The following is a 17,851-nucleotide window of genomic DNA, read 5'->3' on the forward strand; positions in this document are numbered from 1 at the left end:
GCCTTATTTTAATGCGCACAACAAAACGCTATTTCTTATGCAGACTTTGATTCTATGCACAACAAAACACTATTTCTTGTGCATACTTTGATTTATCCATCATCTCTCTTTTAACAATTTCAACAGTGGTTCATTCATGTAATAATTTCTATTTCCCACTTTCACTTTGGTGAGCAATCCTGCTTCTGCCAGGGTGTTCAAGTAGCTTGATGCGGTGTTTCTATGAATTTTTAATTCTCGTTCCAAAAAACTGTTCTTGGTATAAGGATACTTAAAAAGGATGTTGATTAAATCGTGGCTGTAAAAACTAAAGTTGCTGCGGATTTCCCTTTTGTATTCGTCCATTAGCAGTTTTATTTTGTTTACCACTACAATGGTTTCTTTAGCGGTAATTTCTACGCCTTTTAGCATCCAAACAATCCACTCTTCCCAACTTCCTTTGGTGCGAACTTCTTGCAATAAGCGGTAATAATCGCTTTTGTTTTTAATGATGTAACTACTTAGATACAGAACAGGAATGTCTAACAACCCTTGTTGCACCAAGTATAGAATATTTAACAAACGACCCGTTCTGCCATTACCATCTAAAAAAGGATGAATGCTTTCAAATTGAAAGTGGATGATGGGCATTTTTATCAAAGCATCTATATCGTGAAATTCGGCCACGTTGATGTAACGCTCCAAATTATCGAGTAAGCCCTGGATTTCATCATAATGTTGCGGTGGTGTGTAAACAACTTCTTGCGTTTTGGGATTTTTTAAAACAGTTCCCGGTATTTTCCGAATAGGGTGATTGGGTGAAATTAATTCCTGAATGCGTTTTATATCATTGACTGTTAGCAATCCTTTATTTCTAACAATATCCAACCCTAATTTTATGGCCTTGGAATAGTTAAGCGCCTCTTTTGCCGTAACCGAAGCCACCGTTTCATCAATGCTAGCTTGGTACATTTCATCATCTGTAGTTACTATATTCTCAATTTCATTACTGTCTTTTGCTTCTTGTAGGGTAAGTGTATCGAGCAAAATTTGAGAATTTGGTATTTTAGAAACCTCTCCTTTAAGTTGACCTAATGCTCGTGAAGCTTTATTGAGCTGCTTTAAAATTGCCACAGATTCAGTATCTACTTTAGGCGGGAGTGGGTAAATGATGAATGTAGAATTATGAGTGTTGGATTTACTCATTTTTTTAAGTTTTGTTTTACCGTTAGAACTGAGCTTTTGATGATTTTTTAAAGTTCTATCGCATTTTCATTTATACTTTCAAATTCACTTTGTATAATAAATTCTGTTTTCATCTTTTCAAGATTGATGAAGATAAAAAATATTATAAATTATCAGATGGATTTTGGTGCTTAGGAATAGAAAATCTTCTAGTGTCAAGTCAAATAACAAACAAGGGATGGCAAATTAAATAGCTGCAATGATTACCACCGTTTTCAATCCCGGCATTTCGACTTCCCGCCAGAATGAATTCTTTCGAGCTGGCGCTCAATGTCCTCGCTTTCGGCTACCTGACCGAACTACAATGGGTCATGACCCATTGTAAAAAGCAAAGAGCGAAAGGCCAAACAAAGATGTCATCTCTTGCGCGAACACTGGCAGCAAAGCCCTTTAAGAATTATCTCCCGTTTGGTTGGCAATTTCCAAATTGGAAAACTTCTTATAACCCGAGTAGTTTTCACTAGTCATATATCAATATTTTAAATTTAAATTATAAGATAGGGTTTATAATTGGATGTGTATTGCTGAATTCAAGAAAGCCAAGGTACAATATCAGTTAAACGGGAAACTCAGGTATTCATACTGTTTTTCTAAACCTCATCATTATTTTTTCCATGCTGACTATCAACTTTTGAAAACTCTTTGAATTACCATATATCATACTTCCCTGCATGATTGAATAATCAGTTTCCCAATCTTTTATTACTTCTGTTGGTGGTATCAGGTTCACCTTGTGTGGCTGGTGATTGGCATGGTCAATTCTTTTTACGGGATTGAAAATTTGTCGGTGTTCGATAATGGATTGATATAATTTTGTGTCCGTCATAGCTTCCTTGCTATGGTCAGTAGCCGCTAACCTGTCAAGATCAAAGAGATGGCGACTTAGCCTATCAACTTTGATATGCTCAGACGGTTTTTGAAATTCTTCGTGCAGCAGAAATGCTTTTTCAAGAAAAGTCCGTTTTGGCAACACCGTGGGTATAAGCTGTGGCTTATCTGCAAAAACCTGGTCTGTAAAGTTTTCACCTACAATAGAAAGGATTTCTCTTTCCGTGCTTGGCTCCATTAGCGACCGTGCTCCGGCTTCAATCAGAACTCTCGGTTGTAAATAGGATATTTTTTCTGTCAGTGGCTTATAATGTAATTCCAATGACAAAGGATCGGTATTGGATGCTTTGAAGTCAGGTATATTTGGGTTATGAAATCACTTCACTCCTTCAAAAACTTCCCCTCAGCCGTTTTGCCATCATGCATTTTTACCCGATAAAAGTAAATGCCATTCATCAAGTCATCCATGCCAATTTCAGATTCGGAAGTCTTTAAGATCACTTCGCCTTTGGTGTCGATCAGGTCAATGGATTCTACATTTTCAATAGAATAAAAATTCAGGGTATTGCTTACCGGGTTGAGTTGGGGCTCAATTTTATCGTGGTAAATAATATTGATATCCTTTGGATTTCGGTTTTGTTGCGAAGCGCCTTGAATGGATATCGAAATAAGAATAACAAGAAAAAATGCTTGTTTCATGACCAAGGGGTTATTTTTACATTCCATTATGCTCAATTCCATTCTAAAAATCTATTTAAAAAAACGCGCTCAGCGTTTTGCCCATTTCAGTGATTCGCCAGAAAAAATACAGCAGGCTGTTTTGGAAAAAATATTGAATTCAGCTTCTAAAACTGTTTTTGCAAAAAAATACGAATTCAATTCCAATACAAGTTACAAGGAATTTCAACAGCAAGTTCCACTTTTCACCTATGATGCCCTCAAACCTTTTATCGAAAAAGCCATCGCAGGAGAAAGCTCGGTTTTATGGCCCGGAAAATTAAAATGGCTGGCGAAATCTTCCGGCACCAGTTCCGATAGAAGTAAATTCATTCCCGTTACCGATCAGTTTTTGAACGACACACTTCTGCAAGGCGGCAGGGATGCACTGGCACTTTATACTTTACAAAGACCCAATCACAAATTGTTCAAGGGCAAGGGCTTGATCATGGGTGGCGGTCATGAATTGGTGGAACAGAATCATCAAATCAGAACGGGTGATATTTCGGCCGTGATGATGCAGAATATGCCCGCCATTGCCCGCTATTTTCTCACGCCAAATTTGCAAACTGCTTTGCTGGGCAATTGGGAGCAAAAGCTAGAAACCATGCTACAATGTGGCAAAGAAAAAGTCAGCAATATTTCTGGCGTCCCTACTTGGACATTGGTCTTGATACGCCAATTATTGAAAAAGTACAATGCGCAAAACTTGAGTGAAATATGGCCTGAGCTGGAGCTTTATATTCACGGGGGTGTAAATTTTCAGCCCTACATGGATGAGTTCGAGCATCTAATGGGCCAGAAAATTGATTTTTTGGAAGTGTATAATGCCTCAGAAGGGTTTTTTGCCATTCAGGATAATTTGCGCAATCCGGGCTTGTTGCTGATGTTGGATTATGGGATTTTCTATGAATTTGTGCCAATAGAGGAGTTGGCAAATAAAAATCCAAAAGTGCTTAGCATATCGGAAGTTGAGCTGCAAAAGGAATATGCGCTATACATTACCACAACTGCCGGACTTTGGCGCTACCAAGTGGGTGATGTAGTTCGTTTTACTTCTTTGCTGCCTCCCAGAATTCAAATCAGCGGCCGTGTACAGTCCTTTATCAATGCTTTTGGCGAAGAGCTGATGTTGCATCAAAGCGACAAGGCCCTATTGGAAGTTTGTCGTCAGCAGGGCTATTTTTTAAGGGATTACAGTGCTGCACCTCTCTATATGGAAGGGGGCAAAAAAGGCGGACATGAATGGATCATCGAGCTCGACCGCATACCTGAGGATAAAGCATTTTGGATCGAAGCACTGGATGCAGAGCTTCAAAAGCTCAATTCAGATTATGCTGCCAAGCGCAGTGGGAATATTGCGCTCAGCCTTCCCAAAATCCATTTTGTAGAAAAAGGCTTTTTCGATAATTGGCTAAAACAAAAAGGAAAATTAGGCGGGCAGCACAAAGTCCCTCGATTGAGGAATGATAGGGAGTTGATAGAGGAAATGTTGGAGAATAAAGACTAAATCCCCCTATCCGCAGCGGTTTTGGTGGGTTTATTTTGTTTTAGATAAGCTCACATACCAACCTGCTTTGGCCCAAATTCTATGCCGGCTGCCGCCATCAAGGAAATCATCCGTACGGTAATCTATCCCAAATTCGGCTTTGTGTTTTCGGTTGAAAAATTTGCCAACGGAAAATGCCAATCTGTTTTCAATTCCGAAGTCACCGCCTTCATAACTAAAAATAGCTTCATCGGAGCTGACCATGTAAAATTCGCCCGGATCCAATGATTTTCCCTGCATGGGTATTTCAAATCCAATTCTGTATCGAATCCGGTATTCGCCAGGCTCAGCAGGGGTAAATTTTTGATCGGTCCTAAGTCTGTGTGCCATTCTAAACCCCGCTTTTTTCTGCAAAAAAGATATTTGCTGAATGCTTCGGTGGCTGTTGCTTGCGCCTCCTTCCCAGCGGTATTGGTAACCTCCGGCTATGGAAATAAAGGGGTTGATCCTGGTGCCAATAAAGAACTGAAAATCCGTTCTATCGTGCATGTATTTTAAATTGGCATCAGTGGCTTCTTCCTTGCTCAGCAATACATGTTGCGACTCGATTTTGCCCGTGAATTTCAATTTGTTTTGAGTGGTATAGCTCACTTGCGCCTCTGGAAATAATCCTGAAAATGCGCTGTGATTTTGGGCAAACAATTGGCCAGCAATGAATGGTATTAATAGTAGAAATAAAACGCGCATTAGTAGCTCAGGTTATCTGCGGGGTTGAGGGTGATCTTTCTTTTCTCCAGCAACTTACCTTTTTCATCAAAAAGTCCTTCCCACAATGTTTTTTCATTGTCGTCATTTCCATAAAATTCTATTTCATATTGGATGGTAATTCCTTCCATTTCATTTTCATCTAAATAGTCTTCCAAATCATCTGAATGGCCGCTGAGCTGTTTTTGTATCTTCCTGATTTTATAGCGTTTGTAGCTTGTTTCAAAGTATTTTTCTAATTGCTCGGTCAATTCTGGCGAAAGTGCTTCCCATTTTTCAACAATCTCAATGTCCTCAATATTTCCAAGTGTATCAAACTCTACGCTGTATTGTTTTTCTTCCCATTTCAGCTTGGCTTCGTAGCTTTTTTTGTCCGAAGTTTCCTCGTAATGCCATTTGATTTTTTTCCTGCCTTCAAAAGCATCCTTCATCCATTCTATGGCAGGGCTGGGAACTTCTTGCTTTTTTACGGGACGCTCTATTTCACTTTTTTCCTGCGCTAGCACAAGAGTTGAGAAAAGTGACACAATCAATAAGTAATACACCTTCATGTTGAAATATTTATACTGCAAATTTACTGATTAATGGCAAAAAACAGGCCTCTCTTTCTGTAGCTTCCTCGCTACGGATTGTTAAAACTTCATGTCCTCTTATCCAACACCCCCAATATGCTTTCGATCATATACCCGAAAGCTGCCCACAGCGGAAAATAGTCGAGCCGGATATAGCCCATAATGTGCCAGCCGCTGGTATATTCCCAGGGACATTGGCCGGTGAAAAAATCCAGTGCTGCACCAGCGATAAACTCAACAGCTAAAATCCCAACGCCATAAATACTGACCCGCAGCAGCACATGAAAATGGCCAATGTATTTCAGAACAATGGGGAAAAGCAAACCTGCCAGACCATAAATGGGAAACATCCAAATGTAGGATTGCCCTTTGAGCCGCCAGTCAATCGGCTGATTGTTTTGAAAGGCCGTGATGTTATCGGTAATGGCAGTAAAGAAAATCTCTGTGGTGATGCCCACACAGGCAAAGGCGCAAAAAAGAAATAGTTTTTTCATTGTCTTAATGTGAATAATATTTAACCATTACCCGGTATGGCAAGCAAAATACAGTAGCAAAGGATTCAACCCGGAATATGCATTAGGAAATCTATTGCAGCATGAAATCACTTCAAAATCAGATACTTCGTTGCTGTTTTCAATTTCACCATAGCGATGCTATGCTAAAATTTCCAAACAGCCTGATTTTATTGTGCTTTCAAGCTTCCTGCCCGACTAAAGTCATTCAGGCGGGCATGACAAAGTCCCAATGCATAATCCGGGTACAAAATACAACTGGCTTTGATCTCTTATTTTTTTACTCGATAATCGAGGTTTAAATGCTCCGAGGCTTGCCTCGTAATCAAAAGTATTTTTTCCAAATAAATGCCTCGTGGGCTTGTCCCGAAGTTGTTTACTCACCTGTTTGAGAAATTTATTTTTTCAATCTTTTATCAAATTTCATTGGGATCTTGCCAATAAGCCTAACCTTTTTAGAATCCGGATGAAGCGGGTTTATAAGGTAATTGTACTCCTGCGGTACAATACTACTGGGAACTTTGAGAATTGCGGCTTGATTTTTTCGAACGAAATCGTCACCTATTATTTGAGTTACACGCAATGGAGGTTTTGAATCCCAATTTTCTGGTAAATCAGCCAATTCAACTTCTAGGGCGGAAATATCATCAGGTATTTCAATTTCAATAATATACCTGTCATTAGGTAAATCTTCGCTAAGATCTAAATGAACTGAAACTTCCAGTATAGCAAGGGCTCTGGTTTCAGCGGTATATACCAGCCTAGTATCTTCACTGTTCCACCTGAAACCTTTCGATTTTGAAGCGCCAATCCCTGATAAACTTGTTTTGAGGTATTTTTCGCGTTCAATTCGGTAAAGCTTCATTAGGCAAAATTTCCATGTTCGATTCTATTCAGGCTGGATTTCACCTCGTTGATACCACTGATTGTATCAAGGAAATTGATTGGCGGAGATCCTCCTAATGAAAGGTTTGGTTTGTTTAACCATCGTTGGAATTTTTCTTGCTCTTTGTTGAATACGTCAATTCCAAAATCAATTAACTCAGAAATGCGCAGCACAAGCTCGCTGTCCCGACTGTCCAAAAGAGAATGACTGCCCTTCTTTTTATTGTAAGTAGTTTGAGGAATACCAACAATATTTAAAACCGATTTAACAGGGCTGTTGATTTTCTTACTTATTATTTCCAATGAAGCATAAGGGATGCCTTTGCGAATAAGCTGGACTCTTTCCAGCCTATTTGACCAGTTAAAAGTTTTTCCATCAGTATTTAAAGTCCATTTCCGAATATTCCTTTTTCGAAGCTTGGCTTTGTCAATACTGTCTCTGGTATCAAATCGAGATGTTTTAAGTGATTGGGCCATTGCAGCAGATTTGTTGTGAATATACAAGCAAATTGTTGGATTGGCAATTTTTTAATTGCCAAAAAGTTCGGGATTTGCGGGAATGTCTTTCAAGATCGTATCTTGTTTCATTTCCAAAACCATTTTAAGTTACAAACTTGTTAAGCTATTTGAATATTCAGTTGTTTCCCAAGTCCTATCTCTATCAATTTGTGATAGGTTGAAACCTGAATATCGCTCAATCCACGCTCGATTCTGGAAATATAACTTTTCTTTGTGCCAGTTCTTTGTGCCAGTTCATCTTGTGTGAGATTTGCCTCTTTTCGAGCTTCTTTAAGCATTACGCCAAGCCGGAAAGCAAGAGAGTCAGCGTCATATTTATCACGCTTTTCAGTTCCTTTCTTTCCGTATTTTTCAATGAGTATGTCCTCAAAATCTGTTATATTTTTCATATCAACTGTTTTTGTCTTTTAGATATCACCACACTCGTTCGCTATGCTACAAATGCCAGGCGGTAAACGAGTGAGTGGGGTATCTTTATCCAGAAAGGCTACCTCAAACTGCACCGCGCTCCTATCACACTGTATTAGCGTTTAATTGTTATATTCTATTTTTATTGAGTTTTAGGTGATTTATCTAGTCTTCCACTATCATAATGTCCTATCAGTGCTATTGTATTCTCACCATCTATCTCAAATTCAATTCTAAAATAACCTAAACCGTCTAGCATAAACCAGTGATTACCCATTGGAATCAGTTTAAACTTGTTCCTTCCTTCAATTTGATAGAACAGCTTCCCGTTCTCCAACATAATGGTTCGGGTGCCATACGTTCCCTCATATTGTTCAAGGTTTAATTCTTCAGAATTAACTGGATTCATTTTTGTTTTAATCCCTTCCAGATGCCAACTGAAGTAGCTTTTCCGTTCATTGTCTTCGGTGGTATTAATTAAATTATTGAGCGCCTCAAGTTGCGCGGTTAGTAAAGCATCATCCGGTGAAACTTTTATATGAGGTTCTACACCGGTTCCTTCCCAGTTGGTATTGGTGTTGGGGTTAATTGCCCTGCCTTGTGGAATCCAAACCATAAATTTGTCGGTTACATTGATGAAATCACCGGGATGTGCACCTCCTCCTGTCGTTTCTCCAATCAATGTGGCCCGTTTCAGGTTTTTAAGGTTATAGGAGAATTCTTCCGCAGCAGAAAAGGTCCGTTTGCTTGTCAAAATATAAACCGGAATAGTGGGCATGCGCTCGCCCTGTACGTGAGGTAAGGTCCAGCTTTGAGTGTATTCATCACTGGGTCGCCAGTAAAAGTTGTTCAAATGAACAGGTTCCGATTCGTACAGGTAGCTTGTTATCAACTGGATCATTGCCGGTTCACCTCCCCCATTTAGCCTCAAATCAATGATCAACGCATCGGTGTTACTTAAAAAATTCATAGCAGCTACAGCCGTTTCACCTGCGTATTGAGGATCATAAAACCCTCTCAGATCCAGATAGCCTGTGTTTCCTTGCAAAATCTTAACTTCCTGAAAGCCGAAATTACTCCTTTTCATTTGTTCAATCCTTCGCTTTTCCAATACTTCATTGTCTGCCTCAGAGACGGCATTATTTTGTTCAGCGATTCGGTCTGGTGCGTACATGACTCTGAGATGGAGGTCATTGCTAACTGATTGGAGGTCTTGGGTTAGTTGTTCAGCAAATTGAAACGGATCAGTAATCGATTTGTACTCTTTCTTTTTGAATTTTTTGATTATCAGTTTATTCATTTTCTCTGCCATATCAGGAAATACGTAATTGGCTTTCAAGTTAGAACTGATGGAATCAATGGTTCTTTTTTGTTCCTGTGAATCTATTTTGTAATCAGTTGATTGAGCAAATAAGCCACTAATAAGCAAGAGGAATAGAAGGGTTATGGTGTGTTTTTTCATTTTTAAGGTATTTACATATTACGGCAGTCCGTCTAAAAACCTCCTGAACTGCCTGTTTTTTGCCTCAAAATAAGGCTTTCTAAGCTACTTTGAAATTTATCCGGAAAAAGTTCTTGATTTTTTGGTGTGCCTGAAAGGTGTTTAGTTCTTTCCGCTAAAATATTGCTTTCTCTTATATCACATCATAGTATTCTGTCACCGCACTCGTTCGCTATGCTACAAATGTCAAGCGGCAAACGAGCGTGAACGGGGAAGATTTTGTTGAGAAATCTCCTTAGCAAATAAACTTAAAGTTGCTAGTTTAATTATAACGTAGGTGAACTTCATATTACTCACCTCTGTTGTACATCATTTTTTTAATTAAATTTATTATTGTCATTTATCCAATCATATTCAGTTTTGAATGATTTTCCAAATTCATCCTGATATTTTGAAATTATCTTCATATCCTTTAATAAAATATCAGCATTTTCTTCTAGGTATTTATCCGCATCCAAATGATTTCCAACAACATTCTGTGTCAGTTTGAAGGTGAATTCAAATTTGTCATCCGGTTTAATTGGTTGAATTTTTCCGATTTCGCCTTCTAATTCAGTATTGGCTGGTTTGTTTTCATATTCAATAATATTGCTATAAGCAGTTACAGAAGAGTTGTTTCTTATCTCCAAAGTATATGTCCAATCCAAATACCAATATTGTTCAACTTTGTCGATTCCAACTCTAATAACTCTCGGATTATTTGCTGTGTAATAACCTAAAGGTCCCCGCCCAGAAATATTCTTTTTTCTGTGAAAAACTATTTTTGGTCTTGGTTTTTCTGTTTTATCAAATATTTTTGTCAAAACACTTGCAATCAAAAATCCACCAGAACCAATCATAACAATTAAAGGTTCTTCTTCTTTAGTTCTTAAATACCAAATAAGACCTAGAAAAAATATTGCTACTTCAACTACGATTGTTACTACGTTTTTTAAAATTTTCATTGGACTTGTCAGATTGTGTACAACGGTTCTGGCTATGGGCTGTATTTGGAACACATCACTGTCCCTTCTCACTGGCGCGCATTTGCAGCCCAGCCAGTGTTTTGCATGTGTGCCTACCTCACACCGCACTCGTTCGCCATGCTGCAAATGCCGGGCTACAAACGAGTGAGTGGATTAAGCTTGCCGAAAACCAATGCTATTGTTTAAAAACTTTCTAATTATTTCTAAACCACTTTTAGTGTACGCATTTTGATTTTCTAAGTAAAGGTTAAATTCTTTAATATAGTCTTTTCTTCCTATTAACTTACTTTTTTCATTTAATGCACTAAAATGATATTTTTCAATCATTTTCATTATGTCCTCAACTATTTGCTTCCTTTCTTCTTTAGTTGCGGCATCGTACAATTCTTTAAAGTGGTTATTTAATTGGTCAACCTTATTCATTTTTTAAATTTTAGCGAATCTAATCTTGTTCCATTCAGAAAGTATTCCAAGTTACAAACTTGTTTTTATTTGCCAGTAGATTAGAGGAAGCCTGTTAAAGCTTTGATAATCAAAAAACATCATCAAAAGAACTCAAATCTGCAATGAATAGGTTATAGAAAATAGGATTTTTAAACATCAATTTATTAAATTCAAAGTATGAAAAAAGTAGCCTTAAAAAAGTACCTAATTGAGATAGCAGACAATTTAACTTCCGAATCAACCTTGGAAGATGTTTATGAGCAACTCTCTCTTCTTGCTGATATTGATGAATCTGAACTAGAAGAGCAAGATGGTGAGGTCTTAACTCAAAATGAAGTTGTAGAAAAATCTAAAGAATGGCTAAAGTAATTTGGACCAAAAAAGCATTTGGCCAATTAGAACGAGCCATTAAATACATCAAAGAAGAGCAAGGTAGATCTTATGCGGAAATTGTTCTCAATAAAATTTTAACAACTACTGAGACGCTTGAACATTCTACAAAAGCAGGAACTGTTGAGCCTTTACTTAAGCATAAAAAATCTGAATATAGGTTTCTTGTAGTCTGGAGCTATAAAATTATTTATCGATTAGGTAAAGATAAAGTCGTCATCTCCAGAGTATTTCACACTTCAAGAAATCCTAAATATTTAAAAGGCATATAGTATTAACTATTCAGCCACCTCCTTGTGTCTTTTTAAAAATCATCCTAAAACCCACCAGATTTCTCAAAATCCACTCCTTTCGGAGCTATATTTTATCAAAATGACGACATTGATTTTAGATTTTGCGAACGCAAGTGGGATATCAATAAATTAAGGCGCAGCGCTTTCTTCCAGTAATTTTCCGCTTAAGCGCAACAGTACAGTCTCGGCCAGTTTGGCTCGGTAGCGGCTATTGATGTATCGGTTTCTGGCCTCTAGCAAATTGCTCTGCACATTTCTAAAATCTATGCCAGAAATCAGGCCGTTTTTGTAGGTCTCATAGGCCAGTTCCAGGTTTTCCGCTGCCGATTGTATATTTTCCTGCTCCAATTCGGCAATTTCCCTACTGGAACTGTAGTTTTTATAGGCTTTCCACAGTTCGCTGTTCAGTTCCAACTCCAGATTTTCGCGCATCAACTGGCTGTTTTCCACCGTAATCCGCGCATTTTTTATTTGTTGGTTCAGTTGCAAACCATTGAACAGATTCACACTGGCATTGAGTCCGTAGTAGGGGCCAAAAGATTGACTGGTGGTCAAAAATCCGGCATCGGAACTTTGCTGTGCGTAATCGTATCCACCCCTAAAATTCAAAACGGGCGATCTTTGTCTTTTGAAATTTTTCAATTGATACAGCGCAATTTCCCTTTCCGTATCCTGTACTTTCAAATTGGTGTTTTCAGCTTCCAGCGCCATTTTCAATGGGCCGTATTCCAGGGCTGCATTTAAAGAAATGGTATCGTGAACAGGCAGGATTTCCGTATCCACACTTCGGCTCAGCAAAGTATTCAAATTTGACTGCGCAATGGACAATATTTCATTCAATTCTATCAATGCAGATCGATCTGCATTCCAATCTACACGCGCTTGCAGGTATTCCACTTTTGAGCTGCTGCCCGCCTCCAATCGCAATTCGGCCAAGTCCATCCTTTCTTTTGAAAGGGCAATGATTTCCTCGGTACTGCGAATATTTTCCTTGATGCGAATGATTTCATAATACAGACTGATCACATCCTGAATGGTATTTTCCACTTCCAGCCGAGCTTCCAATGCGCCCTTTGCCTCAAAGCTTTTCAACTGTTTGTAGGTGGTAAACATTTTCAGGCCATCGAATAGCGTCCAGTTCATTTCGGCCACGCCACCAAATTGAGCGCTTTTTGCACTGGGGTTGGTGTTTTCGTCTCCACTTAAAAATTGCTGTTGGATATTATTCACGCTATTGTTCCAATTTCCGCTCAGATCAAGGGAGGGCAGCATTCCCGCATTTCCAACATGGGCATTATTGCTTTCTATGGCCGCATTGTTCCTGGCAATTTTAATTTGGTAATTGTTTTCCAAAGCCAATTCAATTACCTGCTCCAAGCTCAATTTTTCTTGGGCCAATACTTGAAAATTCGCCAGCAGCAAAAAAGCGATAAATGAGGTAAGCAGCGTATTGTTCATGTGTTTAAAATTTTTACTACGGCTCCCAAAATGCAGAAAAATTTCTGCACACATGCCTGCCCGACCAAATGGCCATTCAGGCGGGGAACCGCTTCGCTCTCACATGAATTTATTTTAATCATCCTCATGTGTGAAGTTTTTGATTAAAAAAATTCATGTTCGTTTCATTTGATTAAGCATTTTCGTTTTCCAATTCATCAGCATCCAAATTAGTCACTTCCTTATCTGCCTCTGAGATATAGGAGTACATGGCCGGAATCACAAAAAGGGTGAGCAATGAGGCAAAAGTCAATCCGCCAATGATGGCCACTCCCATTGATACCCGGGATTCTGAACCCGCACCCAATGCCAATGCAATGGGCAATGTGCCCAGAATAGTCGAGAGGCTGGTCATTAAAATGGGGCGGAAACGAGCAGCGGAAGCATCTTTAATGGCTTCCATCCTACTTAGGCCCGCAGCTTTACGCTGATTGGCAAATTCAACGATCAGAATGCCGTTTTTACTCACCAAACCGACCAACATAATCATTCCTATTTGACTGAAAATATTGAGCGATTCGTGATAAAACCAAAGCGTAAGCATGGCTCCTGCCAATGCCAAAGGAACGGTAAACATAATGATCAAGGGATCCCTGAAACTTTCAAACTGTGCTGCCAATACCAAATAAATCAGCACCAAAGCCAGTAAAAAAGCAAATATCAAACTGGAAGAGCTTTCTGCAAAATCCTTGGATTCGCCAGCCAATGCCGTACTGAAATTATCATTTAAAACCTCTGCCGCAATGGCATCCATTTCCTCTATACCATCGCTCAGGGTATAGCCTTTGTTCAAAGCTGCGGAAACTGTGGCCGAAACATATCTATTGTAGCGATAAAGCTGCGGGGGCGTAACGGTCTCCTCTAATTGCACAAAATTATCCAACTGTACCATTTCGCCTTTGGCACTGCGCACATACAGCGATTTCAAATCCAATGGATCGTTGCGGTTTTCCCGATTGACTTGGCCGATGACCTGGTATTGTTTTCCATTCATAATGAAATAGCCAAAACGCTGCCCACTGAATGCCAAAAGCAGGGTTTCGGAAATGTCCTTTACCGAGACACCGATATTTCTGGCTTTTTCACGGTCAATGCTCACCTGGATTTCCGGTTTGTTGAATTGCAAATCAACATCGACAAAGCCAAATACATCAGACTTATTGGCGGCCTCTAAAAATGGCGGGATTTTTTCTTTCAGCTCGTCCAAATTGGGTGCTTGAAGCACATACTGCACGGGCAATCCACCAAATTTACTGCCAATAGTTGGTTCTTGGGAAACATAGGTGGTGGCCTCTGGCATCTGTTTTACAATTCCACTCAACTCGTTTGCTATCTCCTGCTGACTGCGCTTTCTATCAGAGGCATCTACCAATTTTAAACGAACAAAACCGGAATTGATCGAAGTAGAAGCTCCAAAACCTGGAGAGGTAACGGAAATAATGGCTTCACTTTCAGGCACCTCCTCCTGAATGGTAGCTACCAATTCGGTCATAAACCGATCCATATAATCAAATGTAGCGCCCTCTTGTGCCTTGGAAAACAATCGCAAACTTCCACGATCTTCTAGGGGTGCCAATTCAGAAGGCAATGTGAAAGCGAAAACCGCAATCAAAGCACCGGAAATCAAAATCACCACAAATGCCAGCCATCTTTTTTCCATAAAACCACTGAGGGCATTGCGGTACCATTCATTTAATTTCAAAAAACCAGGCTCGGTCAAATTGTAAAAGGCATTTTGTTTCTTCCTTTTTTTCAATAATCTGCTGCTCAACATGGGCGTAAGCGTCAATGCCACAAAAGAGGAAATGACCACTGCACCTGCCAATACTACTCCAAATTCGCGGAACAATCGACCAATGATTCCCTCCAGGAAAATTACGGGCAAAAACACGGCCACCAAGGAAATGGTAGTGGCTATTACAGCAAAGAATATTTCGGCAGCACCTTGAAGCCCCGCTTCTTTGGGATCCATGCCCTGTTCTATTTTCGTGTAAATATTTTCGAGCACCACAATGGCATCGTCCACTACCAGGCCAATGGCCAAAACCAAGCCCAATAAGGTGAGTACATTGATGGAAAAATCTGAAATGTACATGACAAAGAAAGAACCAATCAAGGCGATGGGAATTACTGCCACGGGAATGATGGTGGTGCGCCAATCCCTTAAAAAGAAGAAAATCACCAGAATGACAAGGGCAAATGCCAAATAAATGGTCTGCTGCACTTCACTGATGGAATCGCGAATGTATTTGGTGGTATCAAAGCCAATTCCGATTTCAATATCCTCGGGCAAGTTCTTTTTGATTTGCTCCAATCGAACATAAAATTCATCTGCAATTTCAATGTGATTGGAACCGGGCTGTGGAATAATGGCATTTCCCACCATAGGAATATTGTCCCTTTTCAAAATGGTGCGCAATTCCTCGGGACCCAATTCCGCTTTTCCTATATCCTTGAAATAAACCGTTCTGTTATCGGATTCGCGAATGATCATATTGTTGAATTCCTCGGTGGTGGTCAATCGGCCAAGTGTTCTTACCGTCAATTCAATATTATCGCCTTCTACCGAGCCAGAGGGCAATTCCAGATTTTGCTCCTCCAAGGCAATTTGCACATCCCTGGCAGTGACATCATTTGCCGCCATTTTTTGTGGATCGAGCCACAGGCGCATGGCGTATTTTTTCGAGCCCCAAATACGGATTTCACTCACCCCGTTGATGGTTTGCAATCGCTCCTTGAATGTTCGCTCTGCTATATCGGTCAATTCCAATAAAGACCTTTTTTCGCTTTTAATATTCAGGAAAATAATGGGACTGGAATCGGCATCTGCCTTGGAAACAATCGGTGGATCGGCATCTTCGGGAATATTGCGCACCGCTCCCGAAACTTTGTCGCGCACATCATTGGCAGCAGTTTCCAAATCCACTTCCAAATCAAACTCTACTTTGATGGTACTTCTTCCATCCCTGCTGGTGGAAGTCAAGGTTCGCACACCTGAAATTCCGTTGATGGCTTCTTCTAGCGGTTCAGTTATCTGCGATTCAATAATATCGGCATTGGCACCCACATAATTGGTGGTAACGGTTATCTCAGGCGGGTCAACACTTGGATATTCGCGCACGCCCAAATAAGTCAAGCCAATGATTCCAAACAGTACAATCACAATGGAAAATACCGTAGCCATTACCGGCCTGGATATGCTTAATGACGATAAACTCATAGTGCTGGTGATTTAGAAACCGCTTTTACGGGCAATCCTTCTTTTAACTGGGCAATACCGCTCGTTATCACCGAATCGCCTACGGAAAGCCCTTCTGTAATTTCTACTTGGCTGTCGTTCCGAATACCGGTTTTTACTTTTTTGGAAGTGCAAAGTCCTTTTTCGATTACGTATGCTTTTTCTGAGCCCAGCTCCAAAGCCACTGCCTGAGCGGGAATTTGAAGGGCTTCGTCTTTTTCGCTCAATACCACTTGCACATTGGCAAAGGCACCTGCTTTGAGGGAATCTTTGCGATTGTCATATATTGCGCGAATTTGAATCGTTCTTGTAGATTGGTCAATTTGCGGATTGATGGCGTAAACTTTAGCTTTTCTCAATTTTTCATCGCCCGATACATTGAACAATACTTCCTGTCCATTTCTCACTTCCATGGCAAAGCGTTCAGAAATTGAAAACTGGACTTTCAATTGATTTACATTTACCAATGTGGCAATGGATGTGCCGCTGCTCACATATGCGCCCGGGCTTACATTTCTCAAGCCAACCTGTCCGCTGAACGGTGCCCGCAGTGTGGTTTTTTGAATGCGTGCGGCTACCAATGCCGAATCTGCCTTTAGGGTCAAAACCTGAGTTTTTGCTTGGTCAAATTCACTTTGGCTTACGGCCTCTCGATCCAGTAATTTCTCATAGCGTTTGAGCTGGATATTTGCCAATTCTATTTCCTGTTTTATTTTGTTCAGTTCGGCTTGCAAATCTGCATCATTGATGCGCACCAGCAAATCTCCCTTGCTGACCTGCTCTCCTTCCTTGAAATAAATCCCGGTAATCATCCCTGCCGTTTCGGTGGTCAACTCTACCGACTCGTCCGCTAAAATGCTTCCGGTGGCTTTTATTTTTTTCTGAATGGATTCTGCTTCCAACACTTTTATGGAAACGGGCAATTCTTTTTGGGCCGTGCTCTGTTGGGCAGATGCTTTTTTTGAGCCTTCAAAAACGCCCAATCGCCATGCCACCAAAGCAGCTATTATCAATGCAATAATGGTCCAACTGATGTATTTTATCATTTTAGGGATGCTTTTAAGGATGCTTTGCTAATATTGATTTTATTAAAATCCAGAAATATATTGTCTCCGGGCTCTTGGGATAAATTGCATATCATTTTGCCAAAAACATTGAAAAATACTTCCTGTTCTTCTTTGCCTACCTGCTGCAACAATTTTTCATTTACGCCTTCAAAGGCTTTTTCTATTTCGGGAATGTGATTTTCTGCCAATTTGGTGAGCACCAAATAATGGGAGCGCCTATCATCGGGCTTCACTTTTCGTTTCAGCATTTTATTTTCCTGCAAATAATCCAGCAACCTAACCGTAGAAGTTTTGTCAATTTCCAGCATTTCCGACAAATCCTTTTGGGTCAGCGGTTTTTCAGTTTTGTGAATCAGCAATAAAACATAGAAATACCGCTCTATGGGAAGATCTTCCAATTGCTTGGTAATAAAGCCAATATAGAGCTTGGTGAGTTTGCCAAAGAGGCGGCCAATGTGTAAAAGTTGAGGTTCTGTTTCAATCATTTAGCAAAAGTAAATTTAATTGTAAGGGCATTAGTACACATTAACAACTGTT

19 protein-coding genes are annotated in these 17,851 nt (G+C 39.9%); 3 read left to right on the top strand and 16 right to left on the bottom strand.

The genetic code is table 11. The features are described from left to right. Positions 1–99: 99 nt before the first annotated feature. The 3 genes from WD048_13735 to WD048_13745 all read right to left on the bottom strand — a co-directional run bounded on the left by WD048_13735 (position 100) and on the right by WD048_13745 (position 2,751). Positions 100–1,185 carry a Fic family protein gene (locus tag WD048_13735; GenBank protein ID MEX0813275.1) on the bottom strand — a complete coding sequence of 362 codons (1,086 nt, stop codon included), beginning with the start codon at positions 1,183–1,185 and terminating at the stop codon, positions 100–102. Positions 1,186–1,801: 616 nt separating this feature from the next. Further along, a complete protein-coding gene (locus WD048_13740) occupies positions 1,802–2,380 on the bottom strand; it encodes a nucleotidyl transferase AbiEii/AbiGii toxin family protein (protein MEX0813276.1) in 579 nt (192 codons plus the stop codon). 53 nt (positions 2,381–2,433) lie between these two features. Beyond that, positions 2,434–2,751: a T9SS type A sorting domain-containing protein gene (locus tag WD048_13745; GenBank protein ID MEX0813277.1), complete on the bottom strand. Its 318-nt coding sequence runs from the start codon at positions 2,749–2,751 to the stop codon at positions 2,434–2,436. On the opposite strand from WD048_13745, the gene WD048_13750 reads away from it, so the two are divergent. Continuing rightward, positions 2,750–4,279, top strand: coding sequence for a GH3 auxin-responsive promoter family protein (locus tag WD048_13750; GenBank protein MEX0813278.1), 1,530 nt, complete (start codon positions 2,750–2,752; stop codon positions 4,277–4,279). The two genes, WD048_13745 and WD048_13750, sit on opposite strands and share 2 nt — an antisense overlap. A gap of 30 nt (positions 4,280–4,309) precedes the next feature. On the opposite strand, the gene WD048_13755 is transcribed toward WD048_13750, so the two are convergent. From WD048_13755 to WD048_13795, 9 genes are all read right to left on the bottom strand, one after another. Continuing rightward, a complete protein-coding gene (locus WD048_13755; protein MEX0813279.1) occupies positions 4,310–5,005 on the bottom strand; it encodes a DUF2490 domain-containing protein in 696 nt (231 codons plus the stop codon). Continuing rightward, positions 5,005–5,574 carry a hypothetical protein gene (locus WD048_13760; GenBank protein ID MEX0813280.1) on the bottom strand — a complete coding sequence of 190 codons (570 nt, stop codon included), beginning with the start codon at positions 5,572–5,574 and terminating at the stop codon, positions 5,005–5,007. Before WD048_13760 ends, WD048_13755 begins: the two co-directional genes overlap by 1 nt. An 89-nt stretch (positions 5,575–5,663) precedes the next feature. Continuing rightward, entirely contained in the window at positions 5,664–6,089 is a 426-nt protein-coding gene (locus tag WD048_13765) for a hypothetical protein (GenBank protein MEX0813281.1), read from the bottom strand. Between the two features lie 415 nt (positions 6,090–6,504). After that, entirely contained in the window at positions 6,505–6,972 is a 468-nt protein-coding gene (locus tag WD048_13770; protein MEX0813282.1) for an RES family NAD+ phosphorylase, read from the bottom strand. After that, a complete protein-coding gene (locus WD048_13775) occupies positions 6,972–7,469 on the bottom strand; it encodes an antitoxin Xre/MbcA/ParS toxin-binding domain-containing protein (GenBank protein ID MEX0813283.1) in 498 nt (165 codons plus the stop codon). Before WD048_13775 ends, WD048_13770 begins: the two co-directional genes overlap by 1 nt. Positions 7,470–7,609: 140 nt before the next feature. Then, positions 7,610–7,900 carry a helix-turn-helix transcriptional regulator gene (locus tag WD048_13780; GenBank protein MEX0813284.1) on the bottom strand — a complete coding sequence of 97 codons (291 nt, stop codon included), beginning with the start codon at positions 7,898–7,900 and terminating at the stop codon, positions 7,610–7,612. 161 nt (positions 7,901–8,061) lie between these two features. Then, positions 8,062–9,381: a S41 family peptidase gene (locus WD048_13785; GenBank protein MEX0813285.1), complete on the bottom strand. Its 1,320-nt coding sequence runs from the start codon at positions 9,379–9,381 to the stop codon at positions 8,062–8,064. A 356-nt stretch (positions 9,382–9,737) separates the two neighbouring features. Next, complete coding sequence (locus tag WD048_13790) at positions 9,738–10,436, bottom strand: hypothetical protein (protein MEX0813286.1); 699 nt, start codon at positions 10,434–10,436, stop codon at positions 9,738–9,740. A gap of 102 nt (positions 10,437–10,538) precedes the next feature. Then, entirely contained in the window at positions 10,539–10,808 is a 270-nt protein-coding gene (locus WD048_13795; protein ID MEX0813287.1) for a hypothetical protein, read from the bottom strand. A 198-nt stretch (positions 10,809–11,006) separates the two neighbouring features. On the opposite strand from WD048_13795, the gene WD048_13800 reads away from it, so the two are divergent. Together WD048_13800 and WD048_13805 are read left to right on the top strand one after the other, a co-directional pair. After that, on the top strand, positions 11,007–11,198 hold the full coding sequence (locus tag WD048_13800) for a hypothetical protein (GenBank protein MEX0813288.1): 192 nt from the start codon (positions 11,007–11,009) through the stop codon (positions 11,196–11,198). Next, the gene (locus WD048_13805; protein MEX0813289.1) at positions 11,186–11,491 is read left to right on the top strand and encodes a type II toxin-antitoxin system RelE/ParE family toxin; all 306 of its coding nucleotides are present in this window, start codon (positions 11,186–11,188) and stop codon (positions 11,489–11,491) included. The genes WD048_13800 and WD048_13805 overlap by 13 nt, the downstream gene beginning before the upstream one ends. A 150-nt stretch (positions 11,492–11,641) precedes the next feature. Here the strand turns inward: WD048_13805 and WD048_13810 are convergent, their stop codons facing one another. From WD048_13810 to WD048_13825, 4 genes are all read right to left on the bottom strand, one after another. Continuing rightward, positions 11,642–12,970, bottom strand: coding sequence for a TolC family protein (locus WD048_13810; GenBank protein ID MEX0813290.1), 1,329 nt, complete (start codon positions 12,968–12,970; stop codon positions 11,642–11,644). Between the two features lie 172 nt (positions 12,971–13,142). Then, positions 13,143–16,229 carry an efflux RND transporter permease subunit gene (locus WD048_13815; GenBank protein ID MEX0813291.1) on the bottom strand — a complete coding sequence of 1,029 codons (3,087 nt, stop codon included), beginning with the start codon at positions 16,227–16,229 and terminating at the stop codon, positions 13,143–13,145. After that, positions 16,226–17,293 carry an efflux RND transporter periplasmic adaptor subunit gene (locus WD048_13820; protein ID MEX0813292.1) on the bottom strand — a complete coding sequence of 356 codons (1,068 nt, stop codon included), beginning with the start codon at positions 17,291–17,293 and terminating at the stop codon, positions 16,226–16,228. The genes WD048_13815 and WD048_13820 overlap by 4 nt, the downstream gene beginning before the upstream one ends. Further along, positions 17,290–17,799, bottom strand: coding sequence for a MarR family transcriptional regulator (locus WD048_13825; protein ID MEX0813293.1), 510 nt, complete (start codon positions 17,797–17,799; stop codon positions 17,290–17,292). Before WD048_13825 ends, WD048_13820 begins: the two co-directional genes overlap by 4 nt. Between the last annotated feature and the right edge of the window lie 52 nt (positions 17,800–17,851).

The sequence above is a fragment of the Chitinophagales bacterium genome (assembly GCA_040877935.1).
Lineage (GTDB): Bacteria > Bacteroidota > Bacteroidia > Chitinophagales > CAIOSU01 > JBBDNB01.